Source organism: Bdellovibrio sp. HAGR004 (genome assembly GCF_055397015.1).
Genome location: NZ_AP029176.1, coordinates 2,579,897 through 2,600,080 on the forward strand (window position 1 = coordinate 2,579,897; position 20,184 = coordinate 2,600,080).

The window sequence follows — 20,184 nt, forward strand, 5'->3', positions numbered from 1 at the left end:
TCATGTACATTAAAAACCCTTGAGTTACTCAAGGGTCAAGAGTAAACGAGATTTATGAGAATCGGAGAGCTATCCAAAAAAGTCGGCGTGAGTATAGACAGCATTCGTTTTTACGAAAAAGAGGGGCTTATTAAAAGCCCTGTTCGCGCCGAAAATGGATATCGAGAGTTCTCGAAAGATGCCGAAGCAGTGCTTGAGTTCATATCGCACTGTCGATCATTGGATATTCCTCTGCCTGAAGTTCAAAAGCTCTTGCGAGTGCGCGCGGGCTCGACCAAATCTTGCCGAGAAGCCAATCAGGTGATTGACGATCAGCTTGCTAAACTTCGCTCACGGATTTTGGAGCTTAAGCGGTTGGAGAAAACTCTCTCTGAGCTTCGCTCTGTGTGCAATTCCGAACTTGATCCAAAGGATTGCCGGATCATTCAAAGCTTACAAGCCCGATGAGATAGCTTAAAAGAAAGAGACCGTCAGCGCGGTCTCTTGGGAGAGCATTTATTTTTATAAACTTTGTCGGTTCTCGGAAATGTCTTCGAGAATCGGACAAGTCGGCCTCTCGTCGCCGTGGCAGTGTTTTGCGAGGTTAGATAACGTGTTCTTGATCGCTTGAAGATCTTGGATTTTTTCTTCCAGAGCCTTGATATGGGTCATGGTCATGCTCTTAACTTCGGAACTTGCCCTCGAGCGGTTTCGCCAGAGGCTCACAAGTTTTTTGATTTCCTTCATGGAGAAACCCAAACTTCGAGAACGTCTGACGAACGTAAGAATGTGAACGTCATTTTCAGAATACTTCCTATAGCCGGACTCCGACCGACTAGCTTTAGGGATGATTCCGATTGATTCGTAGTGACGAATCAATTTTGCATTTACACCGGAGGCTTTCGCCGCTTCACCTATATTCATAATTTAAGTTTAAACCTTCTAATTATTGTAAGGTCAAGGGGTTGACCGCAACTTCAGTCAGAGAATGGTTAGATTCTCCCGCCGCATTGTATCTATCCTATCAGTGACCGCCGTGACCCTCGTGAGAGTCTGTCGATTTCGACGAACCCTCAGATCCGTGCAGCGAAGGATCTTTCATGTATTTCTCAAAGTTCTTTTTGTTCGCAAAGTACATCACATCTCCTGCGTCGTTTGCGGCGATGATAGCTGTGGCTTTATCGACCGACTTTTTCGTAAGCGGGTCAGTGGCCGTTCTTGCGGTTTTATCTTCAGAGAGGGTTTTCTTGCAGTTGTCGCAGCACCCGTAATAAGTTTTGCCGCTCACTTTCACGGGAATTTGTGGCTTACCGAAGTGCTTTTCCGTGACCATGCACACAGTTTCATTCGGAACAACTTTCCAGCTCATGTCGTGCCCCTGATGGGGCGACTGGGCAAATGCAGTTGCCGAAACGAATACTGAGAATAAAAGCGTCGTGATTGTTTTCATATTTTTTTCCTCTTCTTTTAGGTTAAAGTTCTTCTTTTCTAAATTGAATCCATTTTTTAATTTGAAACTCCTCGCGCCGTGCAAGAGCCCTTAGAATTGATACTCAAAGCCAGCCCCTAAACTATCATTCGTCAGCATCAATCCGGCAGCCCATTCCCATTTCGGTGAATACATCAAAGAGAGTTCAAATTCCGTTTCGTGTTCGCCCCCTTGATTGTCCGGTCGCCATGTAAACTCAAGCTCTGAAAAGACCGTCTTCGTCCATTGAAATTCGCGCTCAATATCCAATCGAAATTTCCCATCGTGATTCACTAATAAATTCGTCTCGATCATCATCGGAAGGAAATGTCCGATACCAATTACGCCGTGAGTTTTTTCTCCGTAGGATGTTCCCCCCACGATGAGATTCGTCCAATTATTAAACCAGCGACGGTAAAAGACATCGCCTTCGTAGTCCCATTCATCCTTGAAGTTATAGTCAAAGTTTTTGCCTTTGATATTTGCGCCTTCAATGCGAGCAGAAAACTCATTCCAGGCTTGAGAGATTCTGAAGTTGCCTTCCATGTGGTTAGAGGAAAGTTCCACGCGGCCGTAATTGAACCAAGGGTCCATGCGATGATGATCGTGCTTATCGTGTTCGGCCATTTCGCCCTCTAATGCGAAATTTGAGTATTTAACGACTCTAGCCATACCTGTATCCATGTGGAAGAGGTTGTGGCAGTGGAGCATCCATTGACCAACTTCATCCGTGTAAAATTCAATTGTGCGCGAACCCATTGGAGGTACGTCCACGGTATGTTTCCAAGGCGAATAAGTTCCGTTTTCATTGATGACGCGGAAGAAATGGCCGTGCAAGTGCATCGGATGGTGCATCATGCTGTCGTTCTGATAAGTGATGCGAACAATCTCTCCCGGATTCACTGTAAGCAAGCGATCCTCGGAAATCGTTTTTCCATTGATGTGCCATACATAACGTCTCATATCACCGTTAAGAACAAGCTTAAGATCATGGACCTTCGCGTTTTTTGGGAAATTGATCGGCTCCAACGCCTTCAGTTTATCGACGCTCAATTGTTCGATGACCTTCCCTGATGCCATCGTCATTGGGGTGGCTTGAGCGCCTTTCATATCGTGACCAGAGTGATCTTCTTTTGCTGGGGTGGATTTCTTGGGCTTAGATTCAGAATGGTCCATGCCTTTCATTTTCGAGTGATCCATCCCTTGCATTTTGCTATGGTCCATTTCGCCCATTTTGGAGTGATCCATCTCCTTCATTTTAGAATGGTCCATGTCTTTCATCTGACTATGATCCATGCCTTGCATTTTACTGTGATCCATACCGCTCATTTTCGAGTGGTCCATTCCACCCATCGCAGAGTGATCCATCCCGGACATATCGTGGTCCATCGTGGCGTAAAGATCTGGCTTAGGAACATCCTTTGCGAAAACCTTTTCACCCATACCGATGAACGTAGATGCGTAACCAGTTCCGTCTTGGCAGGTTGCGCGCAACTCGTAGTTTTTATGCTCAGGCACCGTGAAAAGTACGTCGTAGGTTTCAGCCATGCCCATCAGAATTTCGTTTGTCTGAATAGGTTCAATGTCTATTCCATCCGAAGAAATGACCGTCATCGGCAATCCTCCTAACGAAACCTGGAAATAACTTGAAGCGGCCGCATTGATAATTCTGAGACGAATGCGCTGTCCTGGGTGCGCTTCCAAAAGTTGTGACACGGGTTTACCGTTAATCAAAAATGCGTCGTAGCCAACGTCTGAGAGGTCCATGCCCCCCATGCGTGTCCACTCGTTTTTGAATTGGTTCATGAGCTTTCCTTCTTTGATGGCTTCAAAGTAGGATCGCATGGTGCCTTTTTTATAAAGATAGTAGTCGCCATCTTTTTTGAGATTGCGAAGAATATGATCGGCGTTTTCATCCGACCAGTCGCTCAAAACAACGACGGCTTCTTTATCTACTTTTATCGTTTCTTTTTTTGGATGAATGACGATTGAACCAAAGACACCTTTTTGCTCCTGAAGCATCGTGTGAGAGTGATACCAGTAGGTTCCGTTCTGGCGAATTGGAAACTTAAACGTGCGAGATTTCCCTGGATAGATCGGCGGAGTATTTACGAACGGAACTCCGTCCTCAAGCGGCGGCAAAAGAATGCCGTGCCAGTGGATTGAAACGTCTTCGTTGGAGTTTTTAAGCTCGTTTTTGACCGTGATTTCAGCATCATCTCCCTCAGTAAACTCTAACGTTGGCGCAGGAATACCGCCGTTCACGGTGAGCGCAAAATCCACGGTCTTTTTTCCACTCATGTTGACGGGTTCATTTCTGATTGTCAGTTCATAGCGAACGGTCTTTGCGAAAGACGAAAGCGGGAGACTCATCAAAACAAATAACAACAAACTTTTCATAAAATTTCCTATTCGAGTCTTTTCAAGATGGTTTTCATTTTCTCAATTTCGTCATGTTGTGCCTTGATAATATCGGCGCAAAGGCTTTTTAACTCTGCGTCTTCAAGCTTACCTTCCTGACACATCAAGATCGCGCCTGAGTGGTGCGGGATCATAGAGCGGACAAACTGTTTATCCCCAACGAATGTCTGCTGACGGATGAAAATAAAGGACAGCACAAAAATCAAAATCGAAACGCCAGAGAGCGCAGCGTTTAGTTTTTTGTTTGGATACATCTCCTTCATTAAAATAATCATAATCACGACCGAAGGAGCGACCATCCAAAGTGTCATGTAGAGCGCATTGATGTTCATGAAAATACTGCTGGCGGCATCGACCATCAGAAAGTTCATTCCGTACATAAATAAGAAATGCAGAAAGGTCATGAGGGCTAATCCCGTGTAGGGATTCAGGCCTTGTTGATGCTGATCGTGAGAGCCGTGATTTTGATGTTTCATATTTCCTCTTTGTTTTGTGGTTTATTTTTTCTTCGTAAAGTCCTCTAAAATGGGGCACGTCGGCCTATCATCGCCATGACAGTGAAGGGCAAGATCCACTAAAGTATTTCTGATGGATTGAAGGGCTTGGATCTTGTCTTCTAATTCTCTTACATGAGCCAGAGTCAACGCTTTCACGTCCGAACTCTTTCTTGAGCGGTTGCGCCAAAGGCTCACGAGCTTTTTAATATCTTTCATGGAAAAGCCTAGAGTTCTAGCGCGTTTCACAAAACACAAGGTGTACACATCGCTTTCGCTGTACTTTCGATAGCCGGATTCTGAACGGCTGGCTTTGGGAATGATTCCAATAGATTCGTAGTGACGAATCAACTTTGCATTTACTCCTGAGGCTTTCGCGGCTTGACCTATATTCATGATTCCAGCGTAATCCTTCCAATAGTTGGAAGGTCAAGAGGGCTCTACATGAACATGGTGCAACATATTGAAACAGCGCGTAAATTCTCGGAAGATTACAATTCTTTGGATAGTCTATTGACCTTCCAACGCTTGGAAGGTGCAGAATGAACTCAGATTAAGGATATTTGCATTCAAGGAGCAGTATATGACACACGACAATCACCACAATCATCAGGGGCATGACCACGGCGAACATGGCTGCTGTGGTGTTCACAACTCAAAAGCAGAGACCAAAAAAGTAACCGACCCAGTTTGCGGAATGCAAATTGATCCCGCAACCGCTAAGGGCGGCAAAAGCAATTTTCAAGGCGACGACTATTTCTTCTGCAATCCTAAATGCAAAGCGAAGTTTGATGAGAATCCCTTCGCGTATATTCACGGCGGAAAAGATAGCTGTCACACACCGAGCGCCGCTGAGGGCGAAAATAAAGCTCATGCAGAACATGGTGGCGGCTGCTGCGCCCCAAAAGCAAAGGCGCAAGCCGCAGATCAGCTTGTGACTGATCCCGTGTGCGGAATGAAGATCAATCCTCAAACTGCCAAGGGCGGCAAAAGCACCGTTGACGGAAAAGATTATTTTTTCTGTAACCCCAAGTGCAAAACGAAATTCGACGCCGACCCTCAATCCTACATTCAAAAAGCATCAACCGTAATTGATCCGGTTTGCGGAATGAAAGTAGATCCAAATAATGCCAAAGGGGGCAAGAGCACTTTTGACGGCAAGGATTATTTCTTCTGCAACCCGAAATGTAAAACCAAGTTCGATGCGGACCCTCACGCGTATCTTCATAAGAAAAGCGAAACGCCGAAAGCCGATGCCAGCGATAAACGAATGTACACTTGCCCAATGGACCCCGAAGTCAGGCAAGTCGGCCCTGGGACCTGTCCAAAATGCGGCATGGCTCTTGAGCCTGAAGAAGTCTCTTTGGATGAAGGTGAAAATCCTGAACTCACGGACTTTAAAAAGCGATTGAAAGTAAGCGCGTTCCTCGCAATTCCGCTTCTGCTTTTTGCGATGTCGGACATTATTCCGGGGCAACCTGTTCAAATGAGTCTTCCGCATTGGATCTATGCTGGCATTCAGCTTCTTCTTGCGACGCCTGTCGTTCTTTGGGCAGGCTATCCGTTCTTTCATCGTGGCTGGTATTCAATTAAAACTTGGAACCTGAATATGTTCACGCTGATTGCGATTGGAACCGGCGTTGCCTACGCGTTCAGTGTCGTTGCAACCTTTTTCCCTTCAATCATTCCTGAAAGCATGATCGCGCACGGTGGACAAGTGCCTCTGTACTTTGAAGCGGCCGCCACGATCACGGCCCTAGTTCTCCTAGGCCAAGTCCTTGAGCTCCGCGCACGAAGCCAAACCGGAAACGCAATCAAAGCCCTTCTAGGTCTTGCCGCGAAAACTGCGCGACGAATCAGACCAGATGGAACCGAAGAGGATGTTTCAATTGATGACATTCGCCCAGGCGACCTCCTGCGCGTTCGCCCTGGTGAAAAAGTTCCGACCGATGGCGAAGTCACTGATGGAAGATCCGTCATTGATGAGTCAATGATTTCGGGCGAGCCGATCCCAGTTGAAAAAGAAGTTGGCGATAAAGTTACGGGAGCGACCGTGAACACCACGGGGTCGTTCGTCATGAAGGCAACCAAAGTAGGATCAGACACTCTTCTTTCGCAGATTGTAAAGATGGTTTCGCAAGCCCAAAGAAGTCGTGCGCCGATTCAAAAGCTGGCTGACACCGTGTCTTCGTACTTTGTTCCGATTGTGGTCTTGATTGCCGTTGCAACGGCTGTGGTTTGGTATCTGGTCGGACCAGATCCGAAGCTCACTCATGCGATGATTAACGCGGTTGCGGTTCTTATCATTGCGTGTCCGTGTGCCCTGGGCCTTGCAACTCCAATGGCTATCATGGTGGGAACTGGTAAAGGTGCCACTCACGGGGTTTTGATTAAAAACGCCGAAGCCTTAGAACGCATGGAGAAAATCACAACTCTCGTTGTCGATAAAACTGGAACCTTGACACTTGGAAAGCCAAAACTTTCTGAAGTGAAAGTGCTTGGCGGATTTAACGAAGCTGAAGTGCTTTCGCTTGCAGCTTCCCTTGAAAATTCGAGTGAACATCCACTCGCTGAAGCCATTGTGTCGGGCGCAAGAGAGCGCGGCGCTCAGATTTTAAATGTTGCGGATTTCTCTTCTGTCACCGGAATGGGAGTGAAAGGAACAATTTCAGGCCGAACCGTTCTCATCGGTAACAAACGCCTGATGGAAGAAAATCGCATCTCTGCAAACGAACTTTCGCAGATCGCGCAAGACCTTCAAATGAAAGGTCACGGAGCAATGCTTGTGGCAATCGACGGAAAAGCTGCGGGAGTAATCACAGTCAAAGATCCGGTCAAAGAATCCTCTAAACCTGCGATTCAATACTTCCACGAGCAAGGCATCGAAGTTGTGATGCTCACTGGTGACAACAAAAACACCGCAAGCGTCGTGGCAAAAGAGCTTGGCATCGACAGAGTGGAAGCCGATGTGCTTCCTCATCAAAAAGGTGAAATTGTTAAGAAGCTTCAACAAAGTGGCAAGCGCGTGGCGATGGCCGGAGACGGAATCAATGACGCCCCAGCACTCGCGCAAGCTGACATCGGCATTGCAATGGGCACCGGAACTGACGTTGCGATTGAAAGCGCCGGAGTGACTTTGGTGAAAGGCGACCTGTCTGGAATTGTGCGCGCTCACAAACTGAGCCAAGCCACGATGAAAAACATCAGACAGAACCTTTTCTTCGCTTTCGGCTACAACACCCTCGGCGTTCCTGTCGCTGCCGGAGTGCTCTATCCAGTCTTTGGCCTCTTGCTGAGTCCAATGATCGCAAGTATAGCTATGAGTTTGAGCTCCGTCTCTGTTATCGGGAACTCACTCAGACTTAGATCCGCAAAAATTGATAACGAAGAAAAATTTAAGGTTTAAAGTTTTACTATGGCTAACAATCACAACCACGAAAATCACAAAGGGCACAATCACAAGCACGATCACAAAGGCCATGAAGGACACGACCACGGTCACAAAGATCACAAGGGACACGATCACGGTGATGACCATGACCATGACCATGACCATTCGCACGTTCCGGCTGTCACTGAGGGAAATGAAAAAAAGATTTTAATTTCCTTCATCCTTATTCTCGGTTTCATGGTCGTTGAAGCCGTGGGCGGCTACATTTCGGGATCTCTCGCGCTCTTGGCCGATGCGGGTCACATGATGACTGATGCTGCGGCTCTAGGTTTGGCTTACATGGCTTTTCGTTTTGGTCGTCGCGCAAGCGACCAACGCCGCACGTTTGGTTATCTTCGATTTGAAGTCATCGCGGGTCTTATCAACGCAATCACACTCTTTGCAATTGTGGGATGGATTCTATTTGAGGCCTATGAGCGATTCCACAGTCCACAGCCTGTTTTAGCGGGTTCAATGTTCCTCGTTGCTATCGGTGGATTGCTCGTGAATATCTTTGTTCTTTGGTTCCTTACTCGTGGTGATACGGATCACGTCAATGTGAAGGGTGCGATCCTTCATGTGATGGGAGACCTTCTGGGCTCAGTGGGAGCCGTGATTGCCGCCGTTGTGATTTGGTACACCGGCTGGACCCCCATTGATCCAATTCTCTCGGTTCTTGTTTCGCTTCTAGTTCTTAACAGTGCGTGGAGCCTTTTCAAAAGCACACTTCATATCCTGCTTGAAGGCGCTCCCCCTGACATGACTGCATCTGACGTTGAAACTCATTTGCTTAAAAGTGTTGAGGGCTTAAATAAAGTCAGTCACGTCCACGTTTGGTTAATCACGTCAGGTCGAACTCTAGCAACTTTACAGATTCAACCAAAACCTGACGCTGACGTTCCGACAGTGGCAAAACAAGTCGAACATGAATTAAGAGAAAGATTCAAAATTGAACACGCCACCGTTGGAGTGGACTGGGATGGTGTTGCCATTTGCAGTTTAGAAAAACCAAAATCTAAATGACGTGTTCTACTTTTTTCTTCGCCCAGGGTCCGCTAAGACGCGCTTTACACTGACCCTGATTTGCACAAGCGAAAGAATGATCCGACTATTCTTTCGCTTGTGAACTCTCTGCGCGTGATAAATTCCTCGGTGGCCCGATACGGCGTAACTCACAAAGCAAGCAACCAAAGCATAGATTCCAATTTGCGGCCCGAAAAGTTCAAGTGCCATGATCGTGCAAGCCAGTGGCGTGTTGGCCGCTCCCGCGAACACAGCGACAAACCCCATCACAGCTAGGATCGGCAACGGAATCGGTAGAAACCCACTCAAAGAATTTCCGAGAGCCGCGCCAATGAATAGAAGCGGAGTCACTTCGCCGCCTTTAAATCCCACTCCTAACGTGAACGCAGTGAAAGCCAGTTTTCCAATCCAGTCATAGGCCGGAAGTGGAACTTTGAGAGCATCAACAATGATCGGAACTCCAAGCCCCGCGTAGCGAGTCGTGAGAGGAACCAAAAAGAAAACAAGTGAAATAAACGCGCCCCCAATGAGTGCTCTTATTGGCAGATACGGAAAAATCTTTTTAAAGCTCGCTTTAATTTGTTCCGTCATCAGCGCAAACAGTTTTGCAGTCAGACCGAAAAGCACCCCTGCGAAAATCACGGATGCCCAGAACACGAACGAGTTTGGAATTTCTAAAGTCGGATGAACGTAACTTGTGTGATGAACGCCTAGAAGTTGCGTCACATGGTGCGCGGTGAAAGCTGCGGTGGCACATTCAACAAGCGCCCAGAGGTGAAGCTTTCCGATCGCCAGCACTTCAAGGCCAAAGATAGTTCCAGCAAACGGAACACCGAAAACAGAGCCGAAGCCTCCGGCCATTCCTGCCATGAGAAGTGTGCGCCGATCTTCAGGATTCATTTTAAAAATGCGTGTGAACTGATCGGCAATCGAGCCACCCATTTGCACGGCAGTGCCTTCACGTCCTGCCGATCCGCCGAAGAGATGCGTTGCTATCGTTCCGAATAACACAAGCGGAGCCATACGAAACGGGACCACATTTTTTAAATCATGAAATTCATCTATGATGAGATTGTTTCCGGCCTCAACGGACCTTCCCCAGTAGTGATAAGCAGCCCCCACGATAAGGCCCCCCAGGGGAAGAAGAAAAAGCAGCCACGAGTGGGCTTCCCGAAACTCCGTTGTCAGTTCAAGAGTCCGAAAGAAAATGGCCGAGGCAACGCCGCAACCGACGCCGATCAAGCTTGAGAGAAAAATCCACTTAATGTAATGCTGGAAAATTGATTGAAGGGTTTTTGGTTTCTTCAAGATACACTCCTACCTTTGATTGGTAGGAGTCATTAGCACGATCTCTAAATTGAGCGGCGGTTCAAGGCAGACTCCATTGCCTGAACTCAAGAATAGACTGAACACCCGTCGTAAATCAAGCCTGATGCTTCCCAGCAGTCCCGAATCAAGTCAGAGGTTACATTTTCAGGAGCATTTCAAGTCGTTTTGAAGAGGTCTCGCGCAAGCGCATGATCGCAAGCGAAGCGCAATCCACGGTGTCATCATGAGCCGCATTCGGAAACGAAACGATCTCCTCAACATTGGTTCCCACCCACGGCGCGATTGTCGGATCTGGATAGAAGACATTGCCAGCCTCATAAATCGGAGACACCGCCGCAAGACGCGCATCTTTTCCGGTTTGCGGTTTATAGGGAACGATCCCCATGATTTCATCTTGAAGGGTTTGAATGACGGCCGCACCGTTGGCAGCTTCCTCGATCACCTTTGCAATGGCATCGGGGTGCTTCGCAGACATGGCTTTAATCGCCTGAACTTGCGCCGGGAAACCCATTCGATCCCTAATCTGGTCGATCAAATACAAACTTGAACCCTTGCGCCCCCAAACTTCAATCACCGTGAAGTCCGAAGTCTTTGCATCTTTATAGGTAAGATCCGCGACGATGATTTTCTCATCGAGTTTATCAGGAAGCTCTTTGTAATACTTGATCCACGCACGTTTGATGATACCGCCAGCCCGAGGCGACGGATCTTGCTGATGTTGTCCAGAAAACCCGTATGAACCGAGGTCTTTCTTTGCTTGTTCAAGTTCCTCTTTGCCGTCGCGCTCGGGGTGCATCAGCTCCCCAGGCTCACGAATCAGTTCCTTTCCAGAAATCGGAAAAGTGATGATCGTTTTTTTCTCGCAGACGGAAGGAATTTTTAAAACTTCGTAGCCCAGGTTCTTTGCAATCAAGTGACCTGTTAGATCTTGGTGATGGAGCCTTTGCATAATCAGAATGATTCGGCCCGTTTTCTTGTTGTTGAGTCGGTTTGACCAAGCCAGGTCAAAGTTCTGAAGTGTCGCCTCACGATCAGCGTCACTCTCAGCACCTTTTGGATTGTGAGGGTCATCAATAAGAATGAAGTCGCCACCTTCACCAGTGATCGCTCCCTTGATGCCGGCGGATTTCATTTGTCCGGTTTTGTTATTGGCAAACTCGGTCTTTTTATTCAGGTCGCCCGAAAGCTGAAACTTGTGCCCCCATCCTTTTTGATACCAGTCGGACTCAATCAGGTTTCGGCGAAGAAGAGAGTGCTTGGTTGCAAGAGTCTCCGCATAAGATCCAAATAGAAAGCGCGTCGCTGGCGAGTGAGTCCAGATCCAGTCAGGGAAGGAAACAGTTGCCAGGAGCGACTTTGTTGAACGAGGGGCGATGTTGATAATGAGGCGTCTGATTTCGCCGCGCTCAGCGGCCATCAGATATTCACAAATTAAGTCATGGTGCCAATTCCAGAGAAGCGGTGTCTGAGGCTCTAGGACATCCCACGCGCCGACGACGAATTGATTGAGGGAGCGAGTACAAAGTTCGTACTCACGGGCTCGGGCATCGAGGTAAGCGCGTAGCAACGCCTCACGACTCATCACCGACCGCCATATTCAGGCGGGCGCGAATCTTGCGAACTTCTTGGTCCAGCTCCTCATCGCTTAGGTGTGAAAGGTCTTGAACTGGGATCGGGCCACCCGCAGGACCTGAGTGTTCAATAGGCTGAGTGACCTTGCCAATAAGACGACTCAGAAGAAGTTCAAGCATTCGTCCGTCGCCCTTGATCGCTTCATGGATCAACGACACGACGGCCAGATCCAGGGCAATTGTGTTGGGATCGTTGAGAATTGAGCGGATTTCTTCTTTCGTCGAAAACAGATACTTGTTCGCGGTGAGTACAAACTGCGCGTGAGAGAGCCGCAACTTCATACGGTCTTCTAAAGGCACGGGTTTAGGGCCTCTGGGATTACCAGATTGCCCCTTTTTAAAATCTCTCCCTCCGGTTTTCTTACCCTTTGCCACCATTCACATCCTTGTTTTTATCGCTGCCGGATCGCTGCCAGCCGTTGAAAGCTCGACAGTCCTAAGCCTTCAGCAATGCCAGAACCTCGCTCCTTGCGGCCTGGTCCTCACGAAAGACTCCGCGCATGGCGGAAGTGACCATCGTCGTTGCTTGTTTCTTAATCCCTCGGGCACTCATGCACTGGTGATGGGCCTCAACGACAACCGCAATGCCCTTGGGCTTGAGATGTTCTTCAATGGCGTTGGCAATCTGGGCCGTCATCTTCTCTTGAATCTGAAGACGACGAGCAAAGCACTCGGTCAGACGTGCAAGTTTCGACAGTCCAACGACTTTTCCAGCGGGAAGATACGCAATGTGCGCCACCCCGATGAAAGGAATCATGTGATGCTCGCACATGGACGAAAACGCGATGTTCTTTAAAATCACGACCTCATCACACGCACCATCTTCAAAAACCGTCGAAAGGATGTCTGCGGGTTTTTGCATATATCCGGCGTAGAGCTCGGACCAAGATTTCACGACACGTTTTGGAGTGTCTTTCAGACCCTCACGGTCTGGGTCTTCGCCGATGGCGACCAATACTTCACGAATCAAGTCAGGATAGTTTTTCATTATTCAACTCCAAGAATTTTGTGTGTCTGTAACGAGAGCCGCCACTCAGGGCGTCTGAAAATAAAGGCAAGCGTCTCGTCACGGTTGATTTCGTAACCATCTTCAGCGATGGGCTGAAGGAACTTCTGTTTTGCAGGAAAGTCAGAAAACGCATCCGGCGTGACGAGCGGATCGCTCAACGGAAACAGAATTTTAAGATCGTCGCAGCTTTCAAGTTTTGTCTGCGCGCGGCCTTGCTTTGGACTCATCGTCACATGGTCGATCAAAGGCAAAAGCTCACCCAACGACTTAGAGCCGTTGGTTTCAAGATGAATTGCAAAGCCGTTCTCTCGAAGAGTGAGGAGCAGATCCTTGTCGATCTGAAGTGTGGGCTCTCCCCCCGTGATGACAACGGTCTTCGGGCCGCTCAAGTCATTCAGAGCCGCTGCAATACCTTGCGCAGTCATGGGATTTCCTCCCCTGAAGTCGGTGTCACAGAAGCGACAAAATGAACGCGCTCGATCTTTTTCCAAACCGGACCAGCGGTTGCACCCCGCAAACCTCAGAAAGAGAACACAAGTTCCGACATGACTGCCTTCGCCTTGAATTGTGGGGCCGAAGATAGATTTCACCTGATAGGTTTTCATCTCTATCTCCAATCCATATAGATGCCGCTGTTCTTGTCGTTCTCGCGGACTTCGACTTTCACGCACGTTGCGCGTCCCGCAGTTTCAACAGACAAGAACTCGTTCATTTGTTCATAAAGAAAGTGCGCGGTGCCTTCCATGCCCACATTGGGAAGAACAGTGATTTTGCAAGCCCCCTTAGCTTCCAGAGCTCGGAACTCACCAAGCAAAGGATCGTCTTCGTTCAGCAGCAAAGTGTGATCGAACCATTCATCCAGTTTTGCGCGGAATTTTTTGAAAGCTCCAAAATCAACGACAAAGCCGAACGAATCCAATTCCGAGGCTTCAAATGTGAAGTGAAAACTTCGAGAGTAGCCGTGAATGAAGGCGCAGTGACCCGCGTGACGCCATTGGCGGTGTGAGCAAGGATAATTCCAAAACGATTTCGTTGATCGAAGTTGGGCGCGGCTCATGATTTCACCTCGTAAACGGTCGGATCTTTCACTCCCGCTTTTGCGAAGGCTTCAATGCGCTCAACGCAAGTCCCGCATTTCCCGCAATGGACTTTGCCGCCTTTGTAGCAGCTCCAAGTCAGCTTAAATGGGACATCGAGCTCCGATCCGATTTTGGCAATTTCAGCTTTGGTCTTGTGCATGAACGGAGACCAGATTTTGATTCGGGCGTAGGTGCCGCGCTCAATGGCCTCAAACATGGGCTTGATAAACTCTTCGCGGCAATCTGGATAAATCGCATGGTCGCCGATGTGATTGCCAATCGTGACCATCTCACCCCCCAGACTCTCCGCTAACCCCGCCGCAATAGCGAGCATGATCCCATTTCTGAAGGGAACCACGGTGCGCTTCATGGATTGATCTTCGTAGTGGCCTTCGGGAATCTCCCCACCGGATTGAAGAAGATCACTTTTGAAAAGGTCATTGATGAACGGAAGATCAACGACCTTCAACGGGACATCGAAAAACTCTGTGACAGCTTTGACCGCTGCAAGTTCTTGCTTATTGTGTTTTGACCCATATTGAAAGTGAACGGCACCGATTACTTCATGACCGTTTTCTTTTGCCTGGGCCAGTGCTGCGGTGGAGTCCATGCCACCGGAAAGGACGACGAGTGTTTTCATTTCTTATTCCTCCAAGAGAAGTTCCGCGGCATACCTCGTGGCAGCCGCTAAAAATAAATTTGTTCCAATGTTTTTGCCGACATCATCACTGAGCTGGCGCATACTCTTTGCCCCCAAACGCCGAGTGATGCTGCGGCCTCCATTCCAATTTTCAGGTTTCAAAAGATCATTCGGGTTGAAGCCGTAGCGTTGAATGGCTTGAACAATCACAGGGTCCCGGAGCTGATTTCCCAGGGCCTTTTTCGTGACTTGGACAAGTGGCAAGCCTCGTCCTAAATAGAGTGAGCAAGAAGCGTATCGAGCACCCATTTCCCAGGTGCTTGAATCGGCCATGTACGGCTTAAAGACTTTTAGAAATGCCAAGTTCGTAAAGCCCAGCCAATGGACCTTGCGACCGTTGACCTTTCCCATGATGCCCTTGACGAATCCCTTATTCTTTTCGGTTCCGACAAGGCCGCCGATGCCGACAACTTCCGAAGTCTTATAGTATTCCTCCAAAAGACTCGGATCTTCGCCACGGGTGAAAATCGGAACAGGCTTAAATCCGCGCTTCAGCATGATTTCGTAATTTTTAAGAGTCCCGTGAGGATCACCGATGACATCAAGGGTGAAGTACCTCCAAGGCTTGATCGGAAGCGATTCAATGAAGCGGCAATAATCATCAACTGAAATGGATGTTCCGGCTTTCCAAGCTGTGAAAGCGCCCGAATCAATCAGGACCCGAATCTCACTTTTTCTTTCGACGAAAAAACGTAAGACATCGGGCTTGATGTAGGGATAAGCCATCAGAAGATTCAACGGAGGCCGCTTAGACAATTTCCACCCCCGTGAAACTGGTCTCCATGATTTTTGCCTTCAGGTAGATGCAAACTTCGTCATAGATTTCTTGAGGGCATTTGATTTTGATCGTGGCTGTGATGCCATCGAGATTTTCTGAAGTCTTATCGACGGATTCAGTTCCGGTTTCCCACCCCCCGAAAAGTCGATCCAGTTCCTCCTCATCAAACATGGTCAGTTCTTTGTCGAAGCCTTCGGCCTCAAGCTCCGTCATCCATTCGGTCAACTGCGGAAAGTCCCAATCACCAGCCCCTTTATTGGCGGCAATGTTGGCAGCCTTTTCCTTCGTTTCGCTCCATTGAACTTCACGATAGGCGAACTCTTCGCCATCTATTTCAATAAACCCCTCGGCCACGGTTCCGGTGCGCGTGGGTTTATCAAAAGTTTTTCGCAGCGTGATCTTCGCGTCAGGAGGCAGGACTTTGACCCGTTGATGACCCCCAACGAGTTGTCCTGTCTTTCGGTTGAAGATGATGCCGGAAAGATCCCCGAACTCTGCCAATGCTTTTTTCAGCATTTCGAGTTTCTGATCGGTCACTCTTCGCGGATTCTTCGGATTCCCAGGGAGTTGAGCTAAGGAGGTTCTTTTTGATTTCATCAGATACCTCTTTAGTCGTGGCCGTTGCCAGAGTCTGAGATCACCCCGTGACGTTTAGCTTTTGAAATGAGAGTTGTTCGATTCAGTCCAAGCGCGTGAGCCGCGTGAGTGCGGTTCCCTTGACTTCGCTCCATCGCTTTTTCAAGCAGAGTGGCTTGGAACTTCTCCAAGACATCTGGAAGATTCAGAGGAAGCTTTACTGATATTGTGATTTCATCGTCGCCGTTAAAATTTAAACTGTTAGTTTCCATACACTGTCGAGTTTCGCGCAGCTAAATTTTCAACGTCACCGCGTATTTTTCGACACCATTTCTGACTTCTACTCCTTGGCCCTACGAGATGAACCGTCATCTAAACTCAAAAAAGAGACGAGCGATTTTCGGGCGCAAAAGCAGTTCCGAATTTATCCTTGGGCGGAAAAATTATTTTTAAATTTTACCGCGAGTCGTCGCCGTCAAACTCTCAACTGTCGAATCAGGAACATTATGCGCGCCACCCATCGCTGACAGAATGGATTTCAAATTCATTCACAAGGAGGATGAGCGTGAAATATATGATGTCACTTTTTTTACTGATCGGAATGCTATGGCTTGTAGAGCAGAACGAAAGTTTTGCGATGTCGAGGAAGGTGCCGACGACACCTATTGAGGTGAAGCCGACGCCAATACCTGAAAAGCCTGTTGAGAAATTGGCACTGAGTTGGGAGAAGAATCACCCCGAAAGAAAAGAGTGGAGCGCCTTCGTTTCAGAACTCTTAAGTGCTGAACTGTTTGAAGCGTTCGATCTTGCAAAGGACGCGACCAGGATCTGTCCGAAGTATGAGACTCTTGCGAGGGATCAAAGGATTGCGGTTTGGAGTGAGTTGATTTCGGCCACGGCCTACTATGAAAGTGGATGGAGTCCAGTCAGTCGGATGACTGAAACGACGATGGGCACAGATCCCGTGACGAAGAAACAAGTCGTCAGCGAGGGACTGCTTCAGTTGAGCTATCAAGATGTTCCGAATTATGGTGCGGTCTTGAAATATCCGCTTTGTCGTATTGAATGGCAGAAGGATAAAGGTCTTGAAGTCACCAGTTCAAAAAAGACGATTCTTGATCCACTCATAAACTTAGAGTGCGGAATGCGAATCCTGGCGAATCAGATTAAAAAGAAAGGAAACGTGATTTTAGCGAGCGGCGTTTATTGGGCCGTGCTTCGTGATGGTGGGAAGTATTCAAAAGTGCCTGCCATCATTGGCAAGGTCAGACAGACGGGATTGTGTCTTTAAGTTTGGGCGTTCTAAAAAGAACGCCTCGGGAATCCGTCCCCAAGGTATTCTAAGGGTGATTTAGTCTTTCTTCTTCACCCCCTCATTTGCAATCACTGACGAAACAGCTTCACTCTGATCTTTCGGAAGTCTTTTGATTTCTTGATCCAATGACGTTTCAACGTAAATTGAGATCCTTTTCTTATCGACCTTCAGAATCCTGATGACCGTTTCACCAACGAGAATCGTCTCGCCGGGATAACGGCTCAGCACAGCGACGCGCTTCTGTTTTTCAGTTTTCTTGTTTTCGCTCATGGCGTTCCTCTTTCCGCCTTGGTTTAAAAAAACTGCGGAATTGCGATTTTTGCCCAAGGCTAGAGGTGCCCCATGCAGTCGAAGCTGAATTAAGGTAAACAAAACTTAGTTATTTTTTATGATTGGGATTTTCTGCTGAAGAGAAGGCCGCTTGAACGTGCCTTTCCAGATGTGAAGTGTTGCGGGTCCGTAATGTTCCCAGAGACATTTTTTGATTTTCCAGTCTGTTGTTTCTTGTCCCTTGGCCTCAACGAAAAAAACTTCGTTGGATCTAAGATCAAGGCATTTGAAGTCCGGGATGTAGAGAATCTTTGCTTCGGTCAAATAGACACGCGGCTGAACTTCAAGAATCTGAAGAATGCCTGTCCTTGAAAGATTCTTGAGTTCTAAATAAACTGCGGCCTCAAGCTTTGAGGCAAAAGTTTTTCCGTCGATGGACACACGACGATTCATTAACTTTGATTTTTTAGCAAAACGGCTTTTAAAGTGGCCGTCCCTGGCCTTCATGCGGACTCCCTCCTGAAGTGCAGGACGCGCCAAGGGCGCGACCCCTTCAGGATAGATTCCTTAGAAGGAAAGTTCGCCGTATAGTTTTCAACACCTAGAACTTAAGAACTCTTAAGTTTACTTGAACTTAAATGGTTTACTTAATGAAAACTAAATAGAAAACCGTTTTGCTATGCGACGAACCAATCAAGTTGATTGATTTTAGAGTCTTTTGATTTATCTTGCTATCCCATTACGGCATAAAAATATCATTATTGGGCAAAACGAATGAAGAAACTTAAAGCCATTCCACTTCCTGATGCCGCCTTGTCGATTGCAAAGGTGCAAGGTCCCGACGTGGTTGCCGGTTTTCGTTTTTCAATTGATTCATCTTTTCGGATGGAATGGTCCGAGTGTGAGAATGGGATTCTTATTGTGGTTGAATCCGGTTTGCTCTCGACAAGAACGGATAACGAGTGCGTTGTCTATTCTTCGGGAATGCTGATCTATGTTCCGCCAGGTGTGATTTTCCGCTCAGAAGTCCTCACGGAAAAAGTTGAAGGCTATTATATCAATATCCCAGGAGACCGTTCGGTTCTTGCGCCCAACAAAATTCACGTCTTGAAACCTTCAAGTTTGATATTGAGGATCGCCGGAGAGATCACTCGCTGGGGACCGATCATGAGTCACAACAAAACGGCAGCGCAGAAGCGGCTTGTTTTAACTTTCCTCGATGAGCTTGAAACACTTCAAAGCGTCCGTCATTTAATTGTTCCGATGCCAACGTCATCGGCGCTTTGTATTGTCGTCGCTCGAATTTTAAATGACCCCGCAGATAAGAACGGACTTGATTACTGGGCCGACGTTGCCGGGATGTCACGACGGTCTTTTACGGATTACTTCCTCAAGGAAACTGGTCTGTCGTTTTCCATTTGGCGGCAGCGAGCGAAAGTTTATGAGGGAATCAAATTGCTTTTGCTGGGAAAGAGCGTGACGGAAGTGGCCGCGGAACTGAATTATCCGACCACGAGCGCCTTTTCAGAGAGTTTTCGATTTCAAGTTGGCATTTCGCCGAAGCAATTTATCTTGAGAGAAAAAGACCAGATGTTGCAGCAGGAATCGGCACAATTTAAAACGCAAAAGAAGTCGTAATGAATCTCGAGACCCTTAATCGTGGTCAACCAAAACAGCCGCTAAGCGTGTAGAGTCCGCATCGTCGCCGGCTTTCTTGTATTCTCCAAGGGCTTGCCTTGCAGCCTCCGAAGTGCGCTCCTGAACAGATACAATTTCAAGATTATAAATATCGGCAAACCCTTCCTCATCAAGACCCCGAGTGACGACAAGCATCTCGGGGTCAAAGGCTCTCAGCTTTTCAATGAGGTCTTTCACTTTCATTTTTTATTCCTCTTAAAAATGTAGAGTCTGTCGTGCAGACCCCACCAAACCGGAATCTCGATGGATTCGACTTCGTGAAAATGTTCTTCAAGGTGATCGAAAAACTTGTCATCGCCATTGCATCCACCTTTGTCTTCGCCCACGAAAATCACCGTGTCTCCCTTGTAACTCTTCAAGCAGTTGTAGGCCATTGTCTCCCCGTAGGGCGGCCAACACAGAAAAAGAGCGCGGTCTGGGTGGCGAGCTGCTGACTTTTCATCGCCTTGAATCACTTCAAACCATCGGTGATGGAAGCTCGTCGGGCCGCTAAGTGCGTAGCGATTTTCTTTTTCGATGTCGTAGGCAATAATATCGCAGCCCATCTGACTCAAAAGATGCGCCCAGTATCCGCTTCCAGCGCCGACTTCAACAATCGGTCCTTCTTTCGTGATGGCCTCAAGCGCCGCCTTGCAGGGAATGGCCCATGCGTATTTGTAAACGTAACGTCGCCGAGCAATCGTCATCAGCATTCCGTATTTGATTCCAGCCTGTGAAAACATATCGTCTCGAATACTCATTTCATCTTCATCAACAAGCATGAAAACGTCCCGCAAATAAGGATTCATTTCTTCTTTGGATTCAAAGATCGGCGGTTTTTTGGGAGGATTGTATCCTGACCTTTCAAATTTCGGGATTGCCCAGTCTGGGGCTCTAGGGAAAGTCTCTTCGTAAAACTTTTTGATCGCTTGAGGAGTGAAATCGCGCTCAATGCAAAGTGTGCTTACGTCATCTGGATCTGGTTTTATGTTTTTCGGTTTCATG

At 47.7% G+C, this 20,184-nt stretch carries 24 protein-coding genes, 1 pseudogene and 1 riboswitch; of the genes and pseudogenes, 6 read left to right on the forward strand and 19 right to left on the reverse strand.

All coding sequences use genetic code 11. The annotated features are described in order from the left end of the window. Positions 1-54: 54 nt before the first annotated feature. Positions 55-447: a MerR family transcriptional regulator gene (locus tag ACZ5ZV_RS12880; protein ID WP_464117480.1), complete on the forward strand. Its 393-nt coding sequence runs from the start codon at positions 55-57 to the stop codon at positions 445-447. 54 nt (positions 448-501) lie between these two features. Here ACZ5ZV_RS12880 and cueR (ACZ5ZV_RS12885) read toward each other — a convergent pair whose 3' ends face one another. From cueR (ACZ5ZV_RS12885) to cueR (ACZ5ZV_RS12905), 5 genes are all read right to left on the reverse strand, one after another. Then, positions 502-903, reverse strand: a complete 402-nt coding sequence (gene cueR / locus ACZ5ZV_RS12885; RefSeq protein WP_464117481.1) for a Cu(I)-responsive transcriptional regulator — start codon at positions 901-903, stop codon at positions 502-504. 100 nt (positions 904-1,003) lie between these two features. After that, a complete protein-coding gene (locus tag ACZ5ZV_RS12890; RefSeq protein ID WP_464117482.1) occupies positions 1,004-1,429 on the reverse strand; it encodes a hypothetical protein in 426 nt (141 codons plus the stop codon). 90 nt (positions 1,430-1,519) lie between these two features. Then, positions 1,520-3,847, reverse strand: a complete 2,328-nt coding sequence (locus tag ACZ5ZV_RS12895) for a multicopper oxidase domain-containing protein (RefSeq protein WP_464117483.1) — start codon at positions 3,845-3,847, stop codon at positions 1,520-1,522. A gap of 8 nt (positions 3,848-3,855) precedes the next feature. Further along, complete coding sequence (locus ACZ5ZV_RS12900) at positions 3,856-4,344, reverse strand: DUF305 domain-containing protein (RefSeq protein ID WP_464117484.1); 489 nt, start codon at positions 4,342-4,344, stop codon at positions 3,856-3,858. A 21-nt stretch (positions 4,345-4,365) separates the two neighbouring features. Beyond that, positions 4,366-4,758, reverse strand: coding sequence for a Cu(I)-responsive transcriptional regulator (gene cueR / locus ACZ5ZV_RS12905; protein ID WP_464117485.1), 393 nt, complete (start codon positions 4,756-4,758; stop codon positions 4,366-4,368). A gap of 301 nt (positions 4,759-5,059) precedes the next feature. On the opposite strand from cueR (ACZ5ZV_RS12905), the pseudogene ACZ5ZV_RS12910 reads away from it, so the two are divergent. From ACZ5ZV_RS12910 to ACZ5ZV_RS12920, 3 genes and pseudogenes are all read left to right on the forward strand, one after another. After that, positions 5,060-5,119: pseudogene (locus ACZ5ZV_RS12910) on the forward strand (hypothetical protein); the annotation flags it as partial. Between the two features lie 198 nt (positions 5,120-5,317). After that, the gene (locus ACZ5ZV_RS12915) at positions 5,318-7,768 is read left to right on the forward strand and encodes a heavy metal translocating P-type ATPase (RefSeq protein WP_464121419.1); all 2,451 of its coding nucleotides are present in this window, start codon (positions 5,318-5,320) and stop codon (positions 7,766-7,768) included. Positions 7,769-7,777: 9 nt separating this feature from the next. Then, positions 7,778-8,815: a cation diffusion facilitator family transporter gene (locus ACZ5ZV_RS12920; RefSeq protein ID WP_464117486.1), complete on the forward strand. Its 1,038-nt coding sequence runs from the start codon at positions 7,778-7,780 to the stop codon at positions 8,813-8,815. Between the two features lie 6 nt (positions 8,816-8,821). Here ACZ5ZV_RS12920 and ACZ5ZV_RS12925 read toward each other — a convergent pair whose 3' ends face one another. The 10 genes from ACZ5ZV_RS12925 to ACZ5ZV_RS12970 all read right to left on the reverse strand — a co-directional run bounded on the left by ACZ5ZV_RS12925 (position 8,822) and on the right by ACZ5ZV_RS12970 (position 16,189). Next, complete coding sequence (locus ACZ5ZV_RS12925; RefSeq protein ID WP_464117487.1) at positions 8,822-10,123, reverse strand: voltage-gated chloride channel family protein; 1,302 nt, start codon at positions 10,121-10,123, stop codon at positions 8,822-8,824. A gap of 16 nt (positions 10,124-10,139) precedes the next feature. Then, positions 10,140-10,213: riboswitch (Fluoride riboswitch) on the reverse strand. Positions 10,214-10,280: 67 nt separating this feature from the next. Further along, positions 10,281-11,726 (reverse strand): phage terminase large subunit, encoded by a 1,446-nt coding sequence (terL, locus tag ACZ5ZV_RS12930; protein ID WP_464117488.1) that lies wholly within the window; start codon positions 11,724-11,726, stop codon positions 10,281-10,283. Beyond that, positions 11,716-12,153: a DUF5681 domain-containing protein gene (locus ACZ5ZV_RS12935; protein WP_464117489.1), complete on the reverse strand. Its 438-nt coding sequence runs from the start codon at positions 12,151-12,153 to the stop codon at positions 11,716-11,718. The genes terL and ACZ5ZV_RS12935 overlap by 11 nt, the downstream gene beginning before the upstream one ends. A 58-nt stretch (positions 12,154-12,211) precedes the next feature. Next, positions 12,212-12,763 carry a GTP cyclohydrolase I FolE gene (gene folE / locus ACZ5ZV_RS12940; protein WP_464117490.1) on the reverse strand — a complete coding sequence of 184 codons (552 nt, stop codon included), beginning with the start codon at positions 12,761-12,763 and terminating at the stop codon, positions 12,212-12,214. After that, positions 12,763-13,389, reverse strand: coding sequence for a radical SAM protein (locus tag ACZ5ZV_RS12945; RefSeq protein ID WP_464117491.1), 627 nt, complete (start codon positions 13,387-13,389; stop codon positions 12,763-12,765). The genes folE and ACZ5ZV_RS12945 overlap by 1 nt, the downstream gene beginning before the upstream one ends. A gap of 2 nt (positions 13,390-13,391) precedes the next feature. Continuing rightward, positions 13,392-13,841, reverse strand: coding sequence for a 6-carboxytetrahydropterin synthase (locus ACZ5ZV_RS12950; RefSeq protein WP_464117492.1), 450 nt, complete (start codon positions 13,839-13,841; stop codon positions 13,392-13,394). Beyond that, on the reverse strand, positions 13,838-14,503 hold the full coding sequence (gene queC / locus ACZ5ZV_RS12955) for a 7-cyano-7-deazaguanine synthase QueC (RefSeq protein ID WP_464117493.1): 666 nt from the start codon (positions 14,501-14,503) through the stop codon (positions 13,838-13,840). Before queC ends, ACZ5ZV_RS12950 begins: the two co-directional genes overlap by 4 nt. 3 nt (positions 14,504-14,506) lie before the next feature. Beyond that, entirely contained in the window at positions 14,507-15,319 is an 813-nt protein-coding gene (locus tag ACZ5ZV_RS12960; RefSeq protein ID WP_464117494.1) for a hypothetical protein, read from the reverse strand. Beyond that, entirely contained in the window at positions 15,312-15,938 is a 627-nt protein-coding gene (locus tag ACZ5ZV_RS12965) for a ParB N-terminal domain-containing protein (protein WP_464117495.1), read from the reverse strand. The genes ACZ5ZV_RS12960 and ACZ5ZV_RS12965 overlap by 8 nt, the downstream gene beginning before the upstream one ends. Positions 15,939-15,949: 11 nt before the next feature. Continuing rightward, entirely contained in the window at positions 15,950-16,189 is a 240-nt protein-coding gene (locus ACZ5ZV_RS12970) for a helix-turn-helix domain-containing protein (RefSeq protein ID WP_464117497.1), read from the reverse strand. Positions 16,190-16,482: 293 nt separating this feature from the next. Here ACZ5ZV_RS12970 and ACZ5ZV_RS12975 point away from each other — a divergent pair, with 293 nt between their 5' ends. Then, complete coding sequence (locus ACZ5ZV_RS12975) at positions 16,483-17,208, forward strand: hypothetical protein (RefSeq protein ID WP_464117498.1); 726 nt, start codon at positions 16,483-16,485, stop codon at positions 17,206-17,208. Positions 17,209-17,268: 60 nt separating this feature from the next. Here ACZ5ZV_RS12975 and ACZ5ZV_RS12980 read toward each other — a convergent pair whose 3' ends face one another. Together ACZ5ZV_RS12980 and ACZ5ZV_RS12985 are read right to left on the reverse strand one after the other, a co-directional pair. Further along, a complete protein-coding gene (locus tag ACZ5ZV_RS12980) occupies positions 17,269-17,502 on the reverse strand; it encodes a hypothetical protein (protein ID WP_464117499.1) in 234 nt (77 codons plus the stop codon). A gap of 105 nt (positions 17,503-17,607) precedes the next feature. Beyond that, entirely contained in the window at positions 17,608-18,009 is a 402-nt protein-coding gene (locus tag ACZ5ZV_RS12985) for a DUF1064 domain-containing protein (protein ID WP_464117500.1), read from the reverse strand. A 267-nt stretch (positions 18,010-18,276) separates the two neighbouring features. Between ACZ5ZV_RS12985 and ACZ5ZV_RS12990 the strand changes: the two genes are divergently transcribed. Further along, positions 18,277-19,140 carry a helix-turn-helix domain-containing protein gene (locus tag ACZ5ZV_RS12990; protein ID WP_464117501.1) on the forward strand — a complete coding sequence of 288 codons (864 nt, stop codon included), beginning with the start codon at positions 18,277-18,279 and terminating at the stop codon, positions 19,138-19,140. Positions 19,141-19,155: 15 nt separating this feature from the next. Here ACZ5ZV_RS12990 and ACZ5ZV_RS12995 read toward each other — a convergent pair whose 3' ends face one another. Further along, complete coding sequence (locus ACZ5ZV_RS12995) at positions 19,156-19,383, reverse strand: hypothetical protein (protein ID WP_464117502.1); 228 nt, start codon at positions 19,381-19,383, stop codon at positions 19,156-19,158. Continuing rightward, positions 19,380-20,183: a class I SAM-dependent methyltransferase gene (locus tag ACZ5ZV_RS13000; RefSeq protein ID WP_464117503.1), complete on the reverse strand. Its 804-nt coding sequence runs from the start codon at positions 20,181-20,183 to the stop codon at positions 19,380-19,382. The genes ACZ5ZV_RS12995 and ACZ5ZV_RS13000 overlap by 4 nt, the downstream gene beginning before the upstream one ends. Between the last annotated feature and the right edge of the window lies 1 nt (position 20,184).

Bases quoted from the DNA above. Each gene is read 5' to 3' on its own strand.
- queC (WP_464117493.1), bottom strand. From the start codon at position 14,503: ATGAAAACACTCGTCGTCCTTTCCGGTGGCATGGACTCCACCGCAGCA.
- ACZ5ZV_RS12900 (WP_464117484.1), bottom strand. From the start codon at position 4,344: ATGAAACATCAAAATCACGGCTCTCACGATCAGCATCAACAAGGCCTG.
- ACZ5ZV_RS12970 (WP_464117497.1), bottom strand. From the start codon at position 16,189: ATGGAAACTAACAGTTTAAATTTTAACGGCGACGATGAAATCACAATA.
- ACZ5ZV_RS12915 (WP_464121419.1), top strand. From the start codon at position 5,318: ATGAAGATCAATCCTCAAACTGCCAAGGGCGGCAAAAGCACCGTTGAC.
- ACZ5ZV_RS12945 (WP_464117491.1), bottom strand. From the start codon at position 13,389: ATGAAAACCTATCAGGTGAAATCTATCTTCGGCCCCACAATTCAAGGC.
- ACZ5ZV_RS12995 (WP_464117502.1), bottom strand. From the start codon at position 19,383: ATGAAAGTGAAAGACCTCATTGAAAAGCTGAGAGCCTTTGACCCCGAG.
- ACZ5ZV_RS12990 (WP_464117501.1), top strand. From the start codon at position 18,277: ATGAAGAAACTTAAAGCCATTCCACTTCCTGATGCCGCCTTGTCGATT.
- terL (WP_464117488.1), bottom strand. From the start codon at position 11,726: ATGAGTCGTGAGGCGTTGCTACGCGCTTACCTCGATGCCCGAGCCCGT.
- ACZ5ZV_RS12920 (WP_464117486.1), top strand. From the start codon at position 7,778: ATGGCTAACAATCACAACCACGAAAATCACAAAGGGCACAATCACAAG.
- ACZ5ZV_RS13000 (WP_464117503.1), bottom strand. From the start codon at position 20,183: ATGAAACCGAAAAACATAAAACCAGATCCAGATGACGTAAGCACACTT.
- cueR (WP_464117481.1), bottom strand. From the start codon at position 903: ATGAATATAGGTGAAGCGGCGAAAGCCTCCGGTGTAAATGCAAAATTG.
- ACZ5ZV_RS12980 (WP_464117499.1), bottom strand. From the start codon at position 17,502: ATGAGCGAAAACAAGAAAACTGAAAAACAGAAGCGCGTCGCTGTGCTG.
- ACZ5ZV_RS12985 (WP_464117500.1), bottom strand. From the start codon at position 18,009: ATGAAGGCCAGGGACGGCCACTTTAAAAGCCGTTTTGCTAAAAAATCA.
- cueR (WP_464117485.1), bottom strand. From the start codon at position 4,758: ATGAATATAGGTCAAGCCGCGAAAGCCTCAGGAGTAAATGCAAAGTTG.
- ACZ5ZV_RS12950 (WP_464117492.1), bottom strand. From the start codon at position 13,841: ATGAGCCGCGCCCAACTTCGATCAACGAAATCGTTTTGGAATTATCCT.
- ACZ5ZV_RS12895 (WP_464117483.1), bottom strand. From the start codon at position 3,847: ATGAAAAGTTTGTTGTTATTTGTTTTGATGAGTCTCCCGCTTTCGTCT.
- folE (WP_464117490.1), bottom strand. From the start codon at position 12,763: ATGAAAAACTATCCTGACTTGATTCGTGAAGTATTGGTCGCCATCGGC.
- ACZ5ZV_RS12965 (WP_464117495.1), bottom strand. From the start codon at position 15,938: ATGAAATCAAAAAGAACCTCCTTAGCTCAACTCCCTGGGAATCCGAAG.
- ACZ5ZV_RS12890 (WP_464117482.1), bottom strand. From the start codon at position 1,429: ATGAAAACAATCACGACGCTTTTATTCTCAGTATTCGTTTCGGCAACT.
- ACZ5ZV_RS12880 (WP_464117480.1), top strand. From the start codon at position 55: ATGAGAATCGGAGAGCTATCCAAAAAAGTCGGCGTGAGTATAGACAGC.
- ACZ5ZV_RS12935 (WP_464117489.1), bottom strand. From the start codon at position 12,153: ATGGTGGCAAAGGGTAAGAAAACCGGAGGGAGAGATTTTAAAAAGGGG.